Source organism: uncultured Aquimarina sp. (assembly GCF_947492965.1).
GTDB lineage: Bacteria > Bacteroidota > Bacteroidia > Flavobacteriales > Flavobacteriaceae > Aquimarina.
The window spans coordinates 727,536-744,568 of the sequence record NZ_CANLOZ010000002.1 but is presented as its reverse complement, the minus strand read 5'-3'; the positions used below and the strand labels follow the sequence as shown (position 1 = coordinate 744,568).

18 protein-coding genes are annotated in these 17,033 nt (G+C 33.7%); 11 read left to right on the top strand and 7 right to left on the bottom strand.

Annotated elements, in window-relative coordinates; genetic code table 11:
• Position 1: 1 nt before the first annotated feature.
• The 9 genes from Q1B37_RS07795 (at position 2) to Q1B37_RS07755 (ending at position 6,139) form a co-directional block, all read left to right on the top strand.
• Positions 2-637 (top strand): transglutaminase family protein, encoded by a 636-nt coding sequence (locus Q1B37_RS07795; RefSeq protein WP_299897477.1) that lies wholly within the window; start codon positions 2-4, stop codon positions 635-637.
• A gap of 11 nt (positions 638-648) precedes the next feature.
• Positions 649-1,032: a hypothetical protein gene (locus Q1B37_RS07790; protein WP_299897474.1), complete on the top strand. Its 384-nt coding sequence runs from the start codon at positions 649-651 to the stop codon at positions 1,030-1,032.
• A gap of 28 nt (positions 1,033-1,060) precedes the next feature.
• Positions 1,061-1,816, top strand: coding sequence for an SDR family NAD(P)-dependent oxidoreductase (locus Q1B37_RS07785; RefSeq protein ID WP_299897471.1), 756 nt, complete (start codon positions 1,061-1,063; stop codon positions 1,814-1,816).
• 66 nt (positions 1,817-1,882) lie between these two features.
• On the top strand, positions 1,883-2,887 hold the full coding sequence (locus Q1B37_RS07780) for an NADP-dependent oxidoreductase (protein WP_299897468.1): 1,005 nt from the start codon (positions 1,883-1,885) through the stop codon (positions 2,885-2,887).
• 2 nt (positions 2,888-2,889) lie between these two features.
• Positions 2,890-3,867, top strand: coding sequence for an NADPH:quinone oxidoreductase family protein (locus tag Q1B37_RS07775; RefSeq protein ID WP_299897465.1), 978 nt, complete (start codon positions 2,890-2,892; stop codon positions 3,865-3,867).
• A gap of 25 nt (positions 3,868-3,892) precedes the next feature.
• Entirely contained in the window at positions 3,893-4,630 is a 738-nt protein-coding gene (gene fabG / locus Q1B37_RS07770; RefSeq protein ID WP_299897462.1) for a 3-oxoacyl-ACP reductase FabG, read from the top strand.
• Between the two features lie 20 nt (positions 4,631-4,650).
• Positions 4,651-5,124: a MaoC family dehydratase gene (locus Q1B37_RS07765; protein ID WP_299600790.1), complete on the top strand. Its 474-nt coding sequence runs from the start codon at positions 4,651-4,653 to the stop codon at positions 5,122-5,124.
• An 83-nt stretch (positions 5,125-5,207) separates the two neighbouring features.
• Positions 5,208-5,522 carry a hypothetical protein gene (locus Q1B37_RS07760; RefSeq protein ID WP_299897460.1) on the top strand — a complete coding sequence of 105 codons (315 nt, stop codon included), beginning with the start codon at positions 5,208-5,210 and terminating at the stop codon, positions 5,520-5,522.
• A 104-nt stretch (positions 5,523-5,626) separates the two neighbouring features.
• Positions 5,627-6,139 (top strand): ferritin, encoded by a 513-nt coding sequence (locus Q1B37_RS07755; protein ID WP_299897457.1) that lies wholly within the window; start codon positions 5,627-5,629, stop codon positions 6,137-6,139.
• A 24-nt stretch (positions 6,140-6,163) separates the two neighbouring features.
• Here the strand turns inward: Q1B37_RS07755 and Q1B37_RS07750 are convergent, their stop codons facing one another.
• Complete coding sequence (locus tag Q1B37_RS07750) at positions 6,164-8,044, bottom strand: PAS domain-containing hybrid sensor histidine kinase/response regulator (RefSeq protein ID WP_299600798.1); 1,881 nt, start codon at positions 8,042-8,044, stop codon at positions 6,164-6,166.
• Positions 8,045-8,354: 310 nt separating this feature from the next.
• Between Q1B37_RS07750 and Q1B37_RS07745 the strand changes: the two genes are divergently transcribed.
• On the top strand, positions 8,355-8,831 hold the full coding sequence (locus Q1B37_RS07745; protein ID WP_299897455.1) for a hypothetical protein: 477 nt from the start codon (positions 8,355-8,357) through the stop codon (positions 8,829-8,831).
• Positions 8,832-8,847: 16 nt separating this feature from the next.
• On the opposite strand, the gene Q1B37_RS07740 is transcribed toward Q1B37_RS07745, so the two are convergent.
• Genes Q1B37_RS07740 through hutH form a run of 6 tightly spaced genes read right to left on the bottom strand, consistent with a single transcriptional unit; the run spans position 8,848 to position 15,998 of the window.
• Complete coding sequence (locus Q1B37_RS07740) at positions 8,848-9,366, bottom strand: hypothetical protein (RefSeq protein WP_299897452.1); 519 nt, start codon at positions 9,364-9,366, stop codon at positions 8,848-8,850.
• A 51-nt stretch (positions 9,367-9,417) separates the two neighbouring features.
• The gene (locus Q1B37_RS07735; RefSeq protein WP_299897449.1) at positions 9,418-10,053 is read right to left on the bottom strand and encodes a hypothetical protein; all 636 of its coding nucleotides are present in this window, start codon (positions 10,051-10,053) and stop codon (positions 9,418-9,420) included.
• Positions 10,054-10,108: 55 nt separating this feature from the next.
• Positions 10,109-11,062 carry a formimidoylglutamase gene (hutG, locus tag Q1B37_RS07730; protein WP_299897446.1) on the bottom strand — a complete coding sequence of 318 codons (954 nt, stop codon included), beginning with the start codon at positions 11,060-11,062 and terminating at the stop codon, positions 10,109-10,111.
• A 51-nt stretch (positions 11,063-11,113) separates the two neighbouring features.
• On the bottom strand, positions 11,114-13,117 hold the full coding sequence (locus tag Q1B37_RS07725; protein ID WP_299897443.1) for a urocanate hydratase: 2,004 nt from the start codon (positions 13,115-13,117) through the stop codon (positions 11,114-11,116).
• A gap of 50 nt (positions 13,118-13,167) precedes the next feature.
• A complete protein-coding gene (gene hutI, locus Q1B37_RS07720; RefSeq protein WP_299897439.1) occupies positions 13,168-14,415 on the bottom strand; it encodes an imidazolonepropionase in 1,248 nt (415 codons plus the stop codon).
• A gap of 2 nt (positions 14,416-14,417) precedes the next feature.
• Positions 14,418-15,998, bottom strand: coding sequence for a histidine ammonia-lyase (hutH, locus tag Q1B37_RS07715; RefSeq protein WP_299897436.1), 1,581 nt, complete (start codon positions 15,996-15,998; stop codon positions 14,418-14,420).
• An 85-nt stretch (positions 15,999-16,083) separates the two neighbouring features.
• On the opposite strand from hutH, the gene Q1B37_RS07710 reads away from it, so the two are divergent.
• Positions 16,084-16,965: a LysR family transcriptional regulator gene (locus Q1B37_RS07710; protein WP_299897433.1), complete on the top strand. Its 882-nt coding sequence runs from the start codon at positions 16,084-16,086 to the stop codon at positions 16,963-16,965.
• Positions 16,966-17,033: the final 68 nt, after the last annotated feature.

Sequence of the window (17,033 nt, the reverse complement as noted above, 5' to 3'; positions counted from 1 at the left end):
AATGAATTATTTAGAGGAAACATACTATTACGATTATCAAAGTGCTGATATTAAAAATATGATACAGGAGTTTGATAATGAAGAGCTAACACAAAAGGAAAAAGCGGTTGGTTTATATCTGAAAGTTAGAGATGGGTGGCGTTATGATCCTTATCATATCCGTTTAAAAAAAGAAGCGTATAAGGCAAGTGCATTAGTAAAAAGAAATAGTGGGCATTGTTTAGATAAATCGATCATATTAATCGCAGGATTACGAGGTCTTGGAATTCCTGCAAGAATACACTTAGCAAAGGTAAAAAACCACATAGGTGTGGAGCGATTGATTGAAAAAATTGGAACGAATGAATTAACACCGCACGGAATGATTAATGTCTTTCTTAATGGAAAATGGTTAAAAGCTTCTCCAGCATTTAATAAAGAGTTGTGTAAAAAATGTAATGTAGCACCACTAGAATTTAATGGAGAAGAAGATTCCATGTTTCAAGAGTTTGATAATGAAGGAGGTGCTTTTATGGAGTATTTAGAGGATTATGGGCATTTTGAAGATGTACCATATGATTTTATTTTAAATAATATAAAAGAACATTACAGCGAAATTTATAACAAGTATGAAGGATTAAAAGAAATAAGATTGTAAATATCAACTTTATGAAAACCTATACTAGTATAACTGAAAAACAATTAAGTGATTTTTTGAAATTACCTATCGAAGGATCTTTTCAAATGATTAATCTATTGAAATTTAAAGATATTATAGAAGAGCAGGGAATAACTGGAGAAGAAGCATATGCTCAGTATATGAAAGCAGCACTTCCCTTTTTTAAAGCAACAAACGCTGAAATAGTTTACAACGGAAAACCGATCTATGGATTAATTGGACCTGAAGATACTGTAGAATGGGACAAAATATTAATTGTACAATATGAAAGTAAAGAAGAATTTATGGGAATGATTAGTCATAAGGCTTATCCAGGGGAAATGAGAAGCAGATCCTTATTAGACTCTCGTCTTATTTTATGCGCAAATCATTAAGAAACAACTTCATCAAAAGTAAACGAATATGCAAGTACAAAATAAAATAGTTATCGTAACAGGAGCAGGTTCTGGTATTGGAGCTGCTACCGCAAAACATTTTGCAAAACACAAAGCAACGGTCATAGTATCGGATATAAAAGAAGGAAAAGCAAAACGTACAGCGGATCAAATACTCGATGAAGGAGGAAAAGCTGCAGTGATTCCAGCGAATGTGGCAAGTTATGAAGAGGTAGAAACTCTTATTACGAAAACAGTTGATCAATTCGGGCAGTTGGATGTAATGGTTAATAATGCAGGAATTGGTCCTAGAAATATGTCTAAAACAGCAGAATATACATTGCAAGACTGGGATAATGTGATTGCCGTCAATCAAACAGGAGTTTTTTATTGTATGAAATTAGCACTACAGCAAATGATGAAACAAGGTCATGGAAATATTGTAAATATAGCTTCTCTGGCTGGTCTAAAAGCATCATTAAACAACCTGTCATATAGTGCTAGTAAGTTTGCCGTAGTTGGAATGACAAAGTCAGCTGCATTAGAATACGCTACGAAAAACATTAGAATCAATGCAGTATGTCCCGGATATACAGAATCTGCACTACTTAATAAATTATTATCTGTAAGACCAGATATGGATGATATGCTTAAAAGTGTAATTCCTATGAAACGATATGGTCAAGCAGAAGAAATAGCAGAAGCGGTAGTGTGGTTAGCATCTGATGCTACAAAGTTCATAACAGGACAAACCATAACATTAGATGGAGGAACATCTTTGTAAACAAATTTTAAGATAAACTATTTATACAGAAAAGAACTAAACTCATAGAGAAATAAAACAATACACATGAATAAACAAATCATCTTAAAAAATAGACCAGAAGGACTACCAGATCAAAATACTTGGGAATTGCAACATAAAGCTATTCCAGAACCAAAAGAAGGTGAAGTTCTAATACAACATCATTACATATCATTGGATCCTGCAATGCGAGGTTGGATGCGAGAAGGAAAATCATATATAGAACCTGTAGAGTTAGATGATGTAATGAGAGCTGGATCTATAGGTAAAGTGATAAAGTCAAATAATCATCCAAAGTTTAAAGAAGGTGATTTTTTAACAGGTTGGGGAGGTGTTCAACAGTATACAGTAACGAATGGTGAAAATTGGTATCCTGTAGATCCAAGCTTAGCGCCTTTACCAATGTATATAGGAACGCTAGGTATGCCTGGAATGACAGCGTATTTTGGTATTCTCGAAGTTGGTAAGATTAAAGAAGGAGATACTGTTTTAGTTTCTGGAGCTGCAGGAGCTGTTGGCAGTATTGTTGGGCAAATCGCTAAGATTAAAGGATGTCGTGTAATTGGTATAGCTGGAGGGACTGAAAAATGTAAATACATAAAAGAGGTACTAGGTTTTGATGGAGCTATAGATTACAAGTCTGAAGAAATTTATGATGCAATCAAAAGGGAATGTCCAAAAGGAATTGATGTTTATTTTGATAATGTAGGAGGTGAAATTTTAGATGCAGCTTTATCAAGACTTAGAATGCATGCAAGAATAGTAATTTGCGGAGCAATTTCTCAATATAATAATATGAATGATGTAAAAGGCCCCAAAAATTATTTGTCTTTGTTAGTAAATAGAGCAACTATGCAAGGAATGGTTGTCATGGATTATGCAAAGGATTATGGGAAGGCAGCTAAAGAAATGGGAGGTTGGCTAGCACAAGGAAAACTAAAAAGTAAAGAAGACGTGTATAAAGGAATTGAAAATTTTCATGATACTTTTTTGCGCCTTTTTTCTGGAGACAAAATGGGGAAACTAGTGCTAAAAGTTATAGAGGAATAATTATGAAGGCTATTGTGTGCAAAAATTATGGACCTCCTTCTGATTTAGTTTTTGAGGATGTAGAAAGTCCGAAATTAAAGAAAGATGAAGTTCTTATTCAGATAAAATCTTGTGGAGTTAATTTTCCCGATACCTTGATTATTCAAGGGTTGTATCAGTTTAAACCAGAGTTACCATTTGTTCCAGGAAGTGATGTTTCGGGAATAATTAAAGAAGTGGGTAGTGAAGTGAAACATTTAGAGGTTAATGATGAGGTTTTTGGATTTGTAATGAAAGGCGGATATGCGGAGGAAGTAGCAATGCCAGCAAATATGTGTTTTAAAAAACCTCAAAAAATGTCTTTTGAAATAGCCTCTTCATTTATGATTGCATATGGGACATCTTACCATGCATTAAAAGACCGAGCGAATCTAAAGGAAGGAGATACATTGTTAATTCTTGGAGCTTCAGGAGGTGTAGGTCTTGCTGCCATTGAATTAGGGAAACTAATGGGAGCTAAAGTAATTGCAGCTGCTTCTTCTGAGGATAAATTAAAGCTATGTAAGGAGTATGGTGCCGATGAGGTTATTAATTATACCACAGAAGATCTTAAATCTAAAGCGAAAGAGTTAACTGATGGCAAAGGAGTAGATGTGGTATATGATCCGGTGGGAGGAGACTATTCTGAACTAGCATTACGTTCTATGGCTTGGGAAGGGCATTACTTGGTGGTAGGTTTTGCAGCTGGCCCAATTCCTAAAATCCCACTAAATTTACCCTTGTTAAAAGGATGTTCAGTTGTGGGTGTTTTTTGGGGCAGTTTTGCGATGAAGAATCCTAAAATGAATATGGATAATACGATACAATTAATGAAATGGCTAGAAGCAGGAAAATTGAAACCTCATATTCATAAGGTATATGAGCTAAAGGATGCTGCTAAGGCCTTAGTGGAGATGATGAATCGAAAAGTAAAAGGGAAAGTAGTGATTCAGTGTTCTTAATAATATCGATATAATTATTAACGAGATGAGATTAAAAGATAAAGTAGCTGTTATTACAGGCGGAGCCAGAGGAATTGGAAAAGCAATTTCTACCTTATTTGCAAGCGAAGGTGCTAAAGTAATTATTTGGGATCTTTTGGAGGAAGGTAAGGATGTAGCAAGTACAATAGCTGATCAAGGTCAAGTAGCCGAGTTTACAAATATTTCTGTAACTGATAAAAATGCAATTGAAATAGAAGCAGAAAGGATATATCAGAAATATGGAAAAATTAATATATTAATAAATAATGCAGGAATTACGAAAGATCGTACATTACATAAAATGAGCGAAGCCGAATGGGATGCCGTTATAGATGTAAATCTTAAAGGAGTTTTTCTCTGTACTCAGGTTATTTCTAAGTATATGAAAGAAGCTGGCTACGGTAGAATAGTTTCTGCAGCATCGAATGTAGGGCTAAGAGGAAATTTTGGACAGACAAATTATTCGGCAACTAAGGCAGGCGTGATTGCCATGTCTAAAACATGGACTATGGAGCTTGGAAAATATGGTATTACGGCGAATGCTTTAGCGCCAGGTTTTACGCTAACAGAAATGACTGATCAAATCCCCAAAGAGCATATAGATGGAATAAAATCTCAAATACCGTTACAAAAAGCTGCAACACCAATGGATATTGCATATGGATATTTATATTTGGCTTCTGATGAAGCTTCTTATGTGTCAGGAATTTGTTTGACCATAGATGGAGGCGTTTCTAGGTAAATGAATCTATACGTAAATATATGGAACAGCTTATTTGTAAAAATTTTGAAGAATTTAAAACTCACAAAGGAGAGAAGTTGCCAATAGGAGAATGGGTTACTGTTACTCAGGAAATGATTAATTCTTTTGCAGACGCAACTCAAGATTATCAATGGTTACATGTTGATTTAGATCGTATTGAAAAGGAGTCACCGTTTAAAAAACCAATTGCTCATGGTTTTTTGTCGATTTCACTTTTATCCAAGATGCTAATGGATCTTGTGATTGTTGAAAGTTTAGAAATGGGTGTAAACTATGGTTTAAATAAAGTTAGATTCCCACATCCTGTTATTGTTGATAGTAGATTGCGATTGCATAGCAGTATCGCAGAGATAGAGCCATATACTAAGAAAGGATTAAAGATTACTTGGGATTGTTCTGTCGAAATCGAAGGTGTTAGGAAACCAGCCTGTGTTGCAGAATTTGTTTCATTGATGTTTGAGAATCAAGAATGATATTATTTAAATAATGAAAAGTTATAAAATTGTTATTTATATTTGGAATAGATCTAAATAACATTTAGTTTTGTTCTTGGAATATGGAATTACTATTTGCCTCAAAATATTATACTTCTTATCAGTCTGCTGAAGATCGTTGTTTTTATATTGATTTTGGTCATAAATTAATAAAAGTATCCTTTTGTCAACTATTGAGTCTTCGATACAAAGCAAAACAATTATCTACCAAAGAACATATAGCATATATGCTTAATCAGAATGATACCACTCTTCTGTCGTTTTGTGATAAACAACATGTATTATTATTAGATACACTTCAGGTGTTAGATTTTGTGGAGCTAATTCATGGAACTTTTACGATGATAGAATTGCAAGATATTCTTGTTACCGCCTAATCTTACTTATATTTAGACTTCTTATAAATTGATAGAGGTATTATTTTCTCTTTCTTTTTTTGTTTAATTTTAAATAAAAATTAATAGACAAATCACACAGAAAGATGGAAAATATAGCAAGACAACAGATCAGTATCAATTTAGAAGTAATGGATTTGCTTAATGCTCAAATTGCAAAAGAGCAACATGCATCATCTGTATATTTAGCGATGGCCTCTTGGTGTGATCAAAAGGGTTTGCTAAAAAGTGCTGATTTTTTCTACAAACAATCTGAAGAAGAAAGAGAGCATATGATGAAAATTTTTAGGTTTATCAACGATGCTGGAGGTGCTGCGTACTCTCCAGAAGTGGCAAATCTATCAAATGCTCATGAATATAGCTCTTTAAAAGAAGTATTCGAATCTGCCTTAGAGCAGGAAATTAGTGTTACCAAGTCTATATACAAAATAGTTGCTAAATGTAGAAGTGTTCTAGATTTTGGAACAGAAAACTTTCTGCAATGGTTTGTAGAAGAACAAATGGAAGAGGAGCAAACGATAAGAGATATCTTAGATATGATAGATCTTATGGGTGATATGCCTTTAAAATTTGTAGATGAAAGAATTCCGACAGAATAATTAATAAATCATTTCTTTATTTTACTATTCCTTCCGGTAAGGAATAGTAAAATAAAATATACTTCCGATATCCTTTGTACTATCCAGCCATATACTACCACCCAACATTTCGCTGTATGCTTTAGCAATGGATAAACCGATACCAGCTCCTTCAATAGCATAATTATTTTCAATATCCGCTTGTACAAAACGTTCAAAAATGGCTTTTTGTCTATCCTTAGCTATTCCCATACCAGTATCTTTTACATAAAACTGTAAAAAATCATCCTCTAATTCATAACCAAAGGTAATAGAGCCTTCGGGAGTGTATTTAAGTGCATTTTTGACAAGATTTGTAAGTATTGCGTTAAACTTTTCTTTATCCGTTTTAATAATAGAATCACTATCAGGCAGTCCATTTTTGAAGGAAAGTTCCAGATCTTTTCTGTCTGCTTCGGGTTTAAAGAAATTATATAAATAACCTACTTGTTCATTTACATTTAAATCAGATAAGAATACTTTTACCTGTCCGGATTCGATTTTAGAAATATCAATAATATCTCTAATAATATTTAGCATTCGAGCACCACTCTCTTCGATTAAACTAATGTATAGTTGTTGCTCATCACCAGTAAGTACTGGTTCTTTTAATAACTCGGCAAATCCTAATATCCCATTCATCGGAGTACGGATTTCATGACTCATATTAGCAAGGAATGCAGATTTTAATCGATCACTTTCTTCGGCTTTATCTTTTAGTTTGTTAAGTTCTATTTCATAGAGTTTTAAATCTGTGATATCTGTGGTAGTTCCAACATAGCCGATCACTTCTCCTTTTTCATTATATTCTGGAATTGCTTGACCCAATACCCATTTTATTGTTCCATCAGGACGTAAAAAACGATATTCTGCATGAGAAGAATCTTTTTTCTTAGAGTCTTGATACCATCCTTGCTTTAGTTTTTTTCGATCTTCTGGGTGAACCGCTTTTAACCACCCATCATTCATCGCTTCTTGCTGAGAAATTCCAGAAATCTGGCACCATTTTTCGTTTACAAAAGTAGTTTTTCCATTGGCTTTTGTCATAAAAATTCCTACCGGAGATATATCAGTTAGAGTTTGATATCTATTTTCACTGAGCTGAATAACTTTTTCAGCTTCTTCAAATTTTTGACGGTAGGTTAGAGAATGATATACATCTTTAAAAGTGGCATAGGTATTTTCGTTGATTTCTTTTTGTATGTATTTTAAATACACAGTAAAAATAATCCCATAATAAAAACTCATAGTAATTTTAGAAGCTAAACCAGATATTAAAAAAGATATCATATTACTATTGTTCCAAAAGCCTACTACGCTAAAGAGAATCGCATCGAAAGTGAGGATGGTAAGCATCGTTAAGAATATGCGAAAGAATAGATTTTCGATATATTTAGAGATATATTCATATATGAAAATGAGTAATATAGAATCGACAAATAATAATACCGTACCATAAATCAACAAAAAGATGTTTGTGTTAAAAAAATCAGAGATCATTTTAAAAGACACCTGATGTATCTTAGAGTCTTGTAAGTTGATGCTGAATAACAGTAATAAAATTACGATCATCAAATTAGCAATGACTAAGGCATAAATAAGTCTTCTGGTCAGTAATGCATCTTCCTTTATGTAAAATATTAAAACTGAAAATAGAGTAACAGAGAAGAGTACAGAAGAGCCAGGAGAAACAGTAATACCATCATATATCTCGAAATACATAGTAGTCGCGGTGAATACCTGTATGAATTGAAACATCCCAAGTGCGGTAAAAAGTAAACCATTACCAGTGACTTTGCGAAAATGGAACAATATCAATACCAATGACGAAACAACAAACCCTTGTAGTAGAAAAACTGATATTTGATAAAAATTAATAGCTTCCATAGAACATAATTAATCATCCTAACTTTCATTGAAAGAAAGAAATTTTTAGTGCCGTTTTTAAAAAATCTTCAAGATGATCGATGTGTATATCGTTAAGAGAATTAATGTATTGTTCTAAGATACAAAAGTATTTATATATACGTCCTCTTAATATTTAAGTTTTTAGAGATATGATTTTTCTCCCTTTTTTAATTACCTGCTGTTTTACAAAATTTGGAGTTTTTTTGTATTTTTAAAGGTGAATTTAAATATGTTATTTTCATATTTATTTCAACCATAAAAACTTTTAGAACCTTTTAAATAAACAACAATGGGGATTTTTTTAGGCACATATGTTCCAGAGTTAGGAATGAGTCCTGATTCTGAAATATGCCATACTTTCGTCTACAGATGGCTAATAGCTAATGGAAATTTTACAGGAGATTATCCAGATCCGTTACAGAATATCTCTTCTGTAGAAGCAGAACGATTCTTTTTTCCTGATATGGGTTTGCCAGCTAGAGTTGGTGGAGAAGTTCAAGTTCGTGAAAACTCTGTAATTGGGTTTTGGGATCATGGTGGAGTTTTACAACACACCATGTTGGCAATAACACCTACTTCTTGGGTAGGAGCTAATAATACAGGATGTTTTGGAGTACAAGGCGGAAGAACCCAAATTAACGATGTGGATGAGTTTGTAAATGGTCCTCGAAGTCATTTCGGCTGGGTAGGTGATGATAATGCTTGGCAAGGACAATATCAGGGTTTAACGGTTACCTACAGAGATTTACCAAGAAGAGCTTTTTAGGTTTTATAGCAGCAATTTATATGGTGTTTTGAAGATACGTATACACAAAAAATAAGGTAGCAGCAAATACTGCACTAATCATAAATAGAGGGATTCGCTTTGGATCCTTTTCTTTTTTGGAACTAATTATCTGTATTACTTTGGAAATCCTATTCTTTTCAAAAATTAAAAGGACGAAAAGAATTACAAGAAATACAATTGCATTAACCGTAGCACCGGTCTTTACTTCGTAAAAAATATCAAATAATACGATATTAGTCATAATTGGAATTAGTAGTAAAATACCAATGATTTTTGTTCTATGAAATAATAGAAATATAGCTCCTGTTACTTGTAATAATCCAATAATTATAGGTAGTGTTTGAGTGTATCCAAAAAAAGACCACATAAGTTCCATTCCTGTAAGTTCACTTACAAGTTTATCTGGAAATCCATTGTTGTTTTGAAATTGTAAAGGTTTTGCAGCTCCATATACGAAAATGAAAAATGCTACGAAATAACGCAACGTACGTTCGATAATATTTTGAAAAGCCATACAGGAAAAGATTTAGTAATCAGACGATTTACTAGAAATGTTGTTACAACATTAGGTCTTTGAGATTTTTCTTCTCCAAAAGGTAACAAAAAGTAAAGTAATTACAGATGGGGTTATCCAAACCCACAGAGTGCTTGAGTCTAAGGCGGCAAGAAGGAATGCTGTTACGGCTGCTCCAAAAGCTCCAGACATTTTACCAAGATGATTGGATAAATAAGCTGTAGGATTTGTTTTAAAGGTTTTGTAGAGTTTTATGTCTCTTATAGTGGCCATAATGCCAAATCCTCCAAAAAAGAAAAATAAAGCGCTCTTAGGTATCGCATTTATTAGATAATACACTCCCACAGCAATCATTCCCAGAAAAACAATACCCATTACTGAAGTAATAATAATGTCCGTATTACCTAGGGTATGATTTCTTTTAAACTTAAGTACACGATTTCCAGAAACAACCAAATAGATAGTAAAAATAGAAAGTAGGTGTAATAATAAGTTTTTATGATTTGGTAGCAATGTGATTGGTATAGCAATCAATGAACTTATAAGCATACTTATAGAAAAAACTACACCACCTTTCTTATGGTAAAATCTTCCTTTTTTTCCAACTAAACTTATAAATCCAGATAATAATCCAATACTACCAAAGAAAGCATGAATATAAATAAGTGTTTTAGCTGTTAATTCCATTTAAGTAATTCCGATTCTTAATAGTAAAGATAAAGAAAAGGAATTGCGAATCATGTTATAAAGTAGAAATATACTTCATGATATAATAAATTAACCTTGCTGCTAATCTAGCGGTACAATTATCAACATCATAAGCTGGATTAAGTTCTACAATGTCAGCGCTAATAAGTTTTTTAGAATTACAAATCTTTTCGATAGTGTGTAATGCTATAGAAGGAGAGAATCCAAATGGAGAAGGAGCACTCACACCAGGAGCATATGCAGAAGAAAAGCCATCTAAATCTATAGAGAGGTACACATAATCAACAGTATTAATGAAATTGGTGAGGGTTTTGTCTATATGATCTATATGGCTCATAGTAAATTCTGTGTTTTTGATGAAGTTTACACCTAATTCACGAGCGGTTTCAAATAAAATCCTATTGTTTGCTTCTTCCTGAATGCCTAAGCATAAGTATTTGAAATGATCGTTCTCATTTGCTATTTGGTAGAATGGAGTACCGGAATTTCCTTTTTTGTTAGGGACTCTTAAATCAAAATGAGCATCCAAATTGATGATTCCGATAGTGGCTTTTGGGAGATGTTTTTTAAGACCATTATAATGCGCATATCCTAAATCATGACCACCTCCTAAAACTATATTAAAATACTCTTTTTCAAGTGATTGTTTTATTTTATTTGAAGTAAAACTTTGAGTTTTTTCTAAATCATCATCAACACAGTTTACATTGCCAATATCAATGATATCCACATCATTCTTGAAGTGATTTGATAAAGACCCCATCATTTTTCTAATAATATCAGGAGCAGCTACTGTACCTATACGACCTTGGTTTCTTTTAACTCCTTCTTCACATTCATATCCTAATATGGAGAATCCAATATTTTGATTTCTAGTTAATTCCTCTTTTTCAAGATCGATGCATTGCACCTTTTCATGCAGGTATAGTTCCTTGTCAGATGTTCTTCCTTTCCATATATCATCAGAGGTCTTTTCGTAACTAGTCATGTTTATAAATTTATTAGATCTATTTGATTATAATTATTTTGAATGTAAGCTTTAAAATATTTTATCTAAAATATTAGTATTTAATTTATTAGGAATCGTTACTTTAAGTGTTGGTGTACGTTTCATTTCTCTTTTTATGGCAAAAATGGCCTCTTCATTTCTTGCCCAACTTCTTCTGGATATACCATTATTCACGTCATAAAAGAGCATGTTTTTTAATTTGATTGAAGCTTCATTAGATCCATCGAGTAAAAGTCCAAATCCACCATTGATTACTTCGCCCCAACCAACACCACCTCCATTATGAATGGATATCCAAGTGGCACCTCTAAAACTATCACCAATGACATTATGGATAGCCATATCAGCGGTAAATTTACTACCATCATAAATATTGCTCGTTTCTCTATATGGAGAATCTGTACCGCTAACGTCATGATGATCTCTTCCTAAAACAATAGGAGCAGATATATCACCTGATTTAATAGCTTTATTAAACGCCTCAGCGATTTTTATTCTTCCTTCTGCATCAGCGTATAAAATTCTTGCTTGAGAGCCTACAACAAGCTTATTTTGTTTTGCTTCCTCAATCCATGTAATGTTGTCTTGCATTTGTTGTTGGATTTCTTCTGGTGCTTCTGCTTTTATTTTTTGCATTATGGCAATGGCTATTTGATCCGTTTTGTCCAGATCCTCTGACTTACCAGATGTACAAACCCATCTAAAGGGTCCAAATCCATAGTCAAAACACATAGGACCCAAAATATCTTGGACGTATGAAGGGTATTTAAAATCCACTCCGTTAGTACTCATTACATCCGCACCAGCTCTTGATGCTTCTAATAAAAATGCATTTCCATAATCAAAGAAATAAGTTCCCTTGGCTGTATGCTTATTTATTGCTAAAGCATGTCTTTTTAGAGATTCCTGAACTTTTACCTTGAAACCATCAGGATTGTTGGCAATCATTTCATTAGATTGTTCATAGCTCATATCTACAGGATAATATCCTCCAGACCATGGATTATGCAATGATGTCTGATCGGATCCTAAGTGGACATAAATATTTTCCTCATAAAATTGTTCCCATATATCAACCACATTTCCTTTATAGGCTATAGAAACAACTTCAGTATTAGAAATTGCTTCTTTAACACGATTTACTAATTGATCTAAATTGTCTATAATTTCGTCTACCCAACCTTGCTCATATCTTTTTTGTGCAGCGGCAGGATTTACTTCTGCACATACGGTGATACATTTAGCGATATTACCAGCTTTTGGTTGTGCTCCGCTCATTCCACCTAATCCAGCAGTTAAGAAAATTTTTCCTTCAGAAGTTTCTCCTGGTTTGAGAGTTTTTCTAAAAGCATTCATTACTGTGATTGTAGTACCGTGCACAATTCCTTGAGGACCAATATACATATAACTTCCAGCAGTCATTTGTCCGTATTGAGTAACTCCAAGAGCATTGAATTTTTCCCAATCATCTGGTTTTGAGTAATTTGGAATCATCATTCCATTTGTAACTACAACTCTTGGAGCGTCTTTAGAAGAAGGAAATAATCCCATTGGATGACCAGAATACATGTGCAGTGTTTGTTCATCAGTCATTGTTGCTAGATAATGCATTGTTAGTAAATACTGTGCCCAGTTTTGAAATACTGCGCCATTACCTCCGTAGGTAATAAGTTCATAAGGATGTTGAGCAACTGCAGGATCTAAATTATTTTGTATCATGAGCATAATTCCAGCGGCTTGTAAACTTTTTGCAGGATATTCATGTATAGGTCTGGCGTACATATCATAATCGGGCATAAATCTGTACATATAAATCCTGCCATATTCATTTAGTTCTTCAAGAAACTCTGGAGCTAATTCTTCGTGCCATTTTGAAGGAAAGTATCTCAGAGCATTTTTAAGTGCTAGTTTCTTTTCATCAATTGATAATATTTGTTTCCTTTTTGGAGCTCTGCTTATGGTTGTGTTAAATTCCTTTTTTTTAGGAAGAGTTTGTGGGATACCTGTTTTTATTTGCTCTTTGAATGCAGTCATGATAATGAATTGTAATTGACTTTTAATTACTAGATTTTTTGATCGATTGGTTATTTAGAATACACAGTTTCACCTCTTTTCCATACTTGTGAAGGAGTGAGTTTGCCTTGATGATATAATATTTCGTTATAATGATGAGACGGAAATAGACAAAAATCTGCAAGCATTTTTGGTGCTAAACTACCTCGATCATTTAGTTTTAATGCTGCAGCAGCTCTGCAAGTTATGCCGGCTAAAACTTCTGCATTGCTAAGTTTTTGAAAGGTTCCTAGAATGCAAGCTTGTGTTAGTAAATCACCCATAGGTGCAGAGCCAGGGTTCCAATCACTCGCTATTGCTAAAGCGCCTCCTTGATCCAAAATTTTTCTGGCAGGAGTAAAGTCACACCCTAAACCTATGGATGCTCCTGGTAATGCCACTGCAATAGTATTGCTTGTTGCTAATTTTTCTATTTCCTTTTCTGTGCTGGCTTCTAAATGATCAGCACTAATAGCGTCAAATTTTATGGCTATTTCACTACCGCTGGTTGTAAACTGATCTGCATGCACAGTGATATCAAATCCCATTTCCTTTGCTTTATGAAAATAAGGTTCGATGTGTTCGTTAGAAAAAGCGCTTTGTTCTATAAATGCATCAATTCGATTGCTTAGGTTTTCAGTTTTTAGAATTGGAAATAGTTTTTCGGCAATTTCGGCGAGGTAAGTATGATGATCACCATCATAATCTTTTGGTAACATATGTGCTGCCAAACAGGTTGGTATAAGATCGGATTCCGAATTTGAATTCGCTTGATTGATTGCTCTAAGCATTTTCAATTCTTCTGATATGGAAAGTCCATATCCGCTTTTAACTTCTGCGGTAGTAACCCCGTTTTTAAGCAAGCAATTTGCTCTTTTTATAACCGAATGGCATAATTCTTCTTGACTTGCGGCTCTTGTTTTAGTGACCGTATCCCAGATACCTCCACCAGCTCGTGCGATTTCTAAATAGGTCTTTCCCGAATTTCGCATAGCATAATCATTAGCTCTGGAACCTGAAAAGCAGATATGCGTGTGCGCATCTATAATACCAGGCATGCAAATATAATCTGTATGTAATTCAATGCTCTTGGCATTCAATTTAAGTGCAATTTCCTTGATTGCTTGATAATCGCCAACGGAATGAATTAACTCATCTTCTATTAGAATTCCTGCATTTTCAATTACACGAAGTTCTTCATTTTTTAGAGCACCTTTTAGTGGAATATTATCCATCGGTAATACTTGGGAAATAGGCCCAATAAGTGTATGTTTTTCCATAATTAATATGTTTCAAATAAGGAAGAAAACTTGGTTTCTAAGGATAAGTTGTTCTTTTCGGTTACTTCATTTGCTAGGTTTATGAGACTATTGTTTCTAATAATATCAATTCCTTTTCCTATATCATCTGAGAAAACCCGATCTTTTTCTGCAAAAGAAACTTTGGTACGCACCATTTTATGGATTTCATCTAAGATAGGACCAGATTTCATCGGTTTTCGGTATTCGAATGCTTGTGCAGCGGTTAAAAGTTCTATTGCTAGTATCTTTTCTACGTTATCAATCACTCGCATAGCTTTCCTTCCTCCAATAGATCCCATACTTACGTGATCTTCTTGACCTAAAGAGGTTGGAATACTATCTGCGCTAGAAGGGAAACATAATCCTTTGTTTTCACTTGCTAAAGCCGCTGTTGTGTATTGCAAAATCATATATCCAGAATTAATACCTGTGTCTTCCATTAATAGCTTTGGAACGCCAGGAGAATTTCCTTCTAAAGCGAGATATATACGTCTGTCTGAGATATTTCCTATTTCGGATGCAGCAATACAAGCGTAATCTATTGCCATAGCTAAAGGTTGTCCGTGAAAGCTCCCGCCACTTATAGTTAATTCTTCATTGATAATAATGGGATTATCAGTTACAGAATTTAATTCTATCTCCAATAATTCTTTAAGATGAAGCCAAGCGTTTCGAGAAGCTCCATGTACCTGAGGAATACATCGCAAAGAATAGGGATCTTGAACACGGTCACAATCAATATGATCTTCCATAATTTCAGAACCTTTTAATAAAGATTTTACTCTGGAGGCAACATGAATGGTACCTTTGAATGGTCTTAAAGCGTGTAATTCATTATAGAAAGGTTTAACAGAACCTTGCAATCCTTCTATCATCATTGCTCCGATAATATCCGCTTGAGAAAGACAATTATGTAGTTTTTCAATAACTTTAACGGCATGAGCAGCAATAAATTGCGTTCCGTTAATCAAAGCTAACCCTTCTTTTGGTCCTAATTCGATAGCTTGTAAACCTGTAAGCTCAAATAACTTTGATGTGCTAATTTCTGTACCCTTATAGATTACTTTTCCTAAACCAATTAGAGGTAAAAATAAATGAGAAAGGGGAGCTAGGTCTCCAGAAGCTCCTACAGATCCCTGCGAAGGTACTATCGGAATAGCATCATTATCAAGATGCCATAAAATACGATCTAAAGTTTTTTCTGCAATTCCAGAATACCCTTTGGCTAAGGATTGTAATTTCAGGATTAGCATGAGTTTGCTAATTTCCTGATCAATTGGATCTCCAACGCCCACGCTATGACTCTGTAGTATATTGGTTTGTAATATCTTAGTTTCTTCTTTAGAAATCATCGTAGTACAAAGCGGTCCAAATCCTGTATTGATCCCATACACAGGCTTTCCCGTTTCAACAATGTTTTCTACGATGTGTCTGCTCCTTTTTATTTTTTCTCTCGCATCATTAGAAATTACCCCTTTTAGTTCTTTTCTAGCTATTTTTATTGCTTTTCCAGCAGTTAAATAGTCTTCTCCAAAGTGGAAGTGTGATGATATTTTAGACATTTTGTACGATTCTTTATTTGTGTACATAAAGATAATATGTATTTTTAATACTTATAAATACTAATTTAATCAATAATTAATAACTATGAGTTATCAATTAGAACTTCGACATTTTACTTATTTTTTAGCAGTGGCTGAAGAATTACATTTTCGAAAAGCTGCAGAGCGCCTGTTTATTTCTCAGCCTGGGTTAAGCAGACAAATAAAGCAAATGGAAGAGATTATCGGAGCTGAACTTTTTATTAGGAATAAACGTAACGTAAGTTTGACCGCTGCAGGAATGTATTTGAAAAAAGAAATATCTTACATTTTTAATCATATTGATTTTACTGTAAAGCAAACAGCTTTAATAGATAAGGGTAGTGAAGGGGAGATACGAATTGGGTTTTTGGGCTCCGCCATGCAAACTGTTATTCCTAATCTTCTAATAAATGTTAATAAAGAATTTCCTAAGATTCAGTTTAGTTTAGAAGAAATGTCTAATTATGATCAGGTAAATGGAATATTAAGTGATCAATTGGATGTCGGTTTTGTAAGATTAGCGAGAGTTCCAGATGGAGTTAGTATTAAGCAGGTGCAAACCGATACTTTTTCATTGGTGCTGCCAAAAAATCATTTTTTGAATCAAGAAAACTTTACTAGTGTGGCTCAAGTATCTAAGGAGCATTTTGTTTTATTTTCTTCAGATTATAGTTCTATTTATTATGATAAAATAATGAGTATTTGCGAAGATCAAGGTTTTACACCAATTGTATCCCATAAATCTGTTCATGCGCAAACTATTTTTAAATTAGTAGAAAGTGGTCTTGGAGTGGCTATTGTACCTACTTCTTTACAGTATGGTTTTGATTTGAAAGTGAAATTTTTAGAAATTCCAAGGATTTCTCAAAGAGCTGAGTTGTCTGTAATATGGAAAGAAGATAATCGTAATCCTGCTTTAGCTAAGGTGAAGCAATTATTGTTTTAGATTTTTTAAAAACCCACTTCTTTTTAAGGAATTGTTATTTCATGAAGAACGTATAATTATTGTTGTTT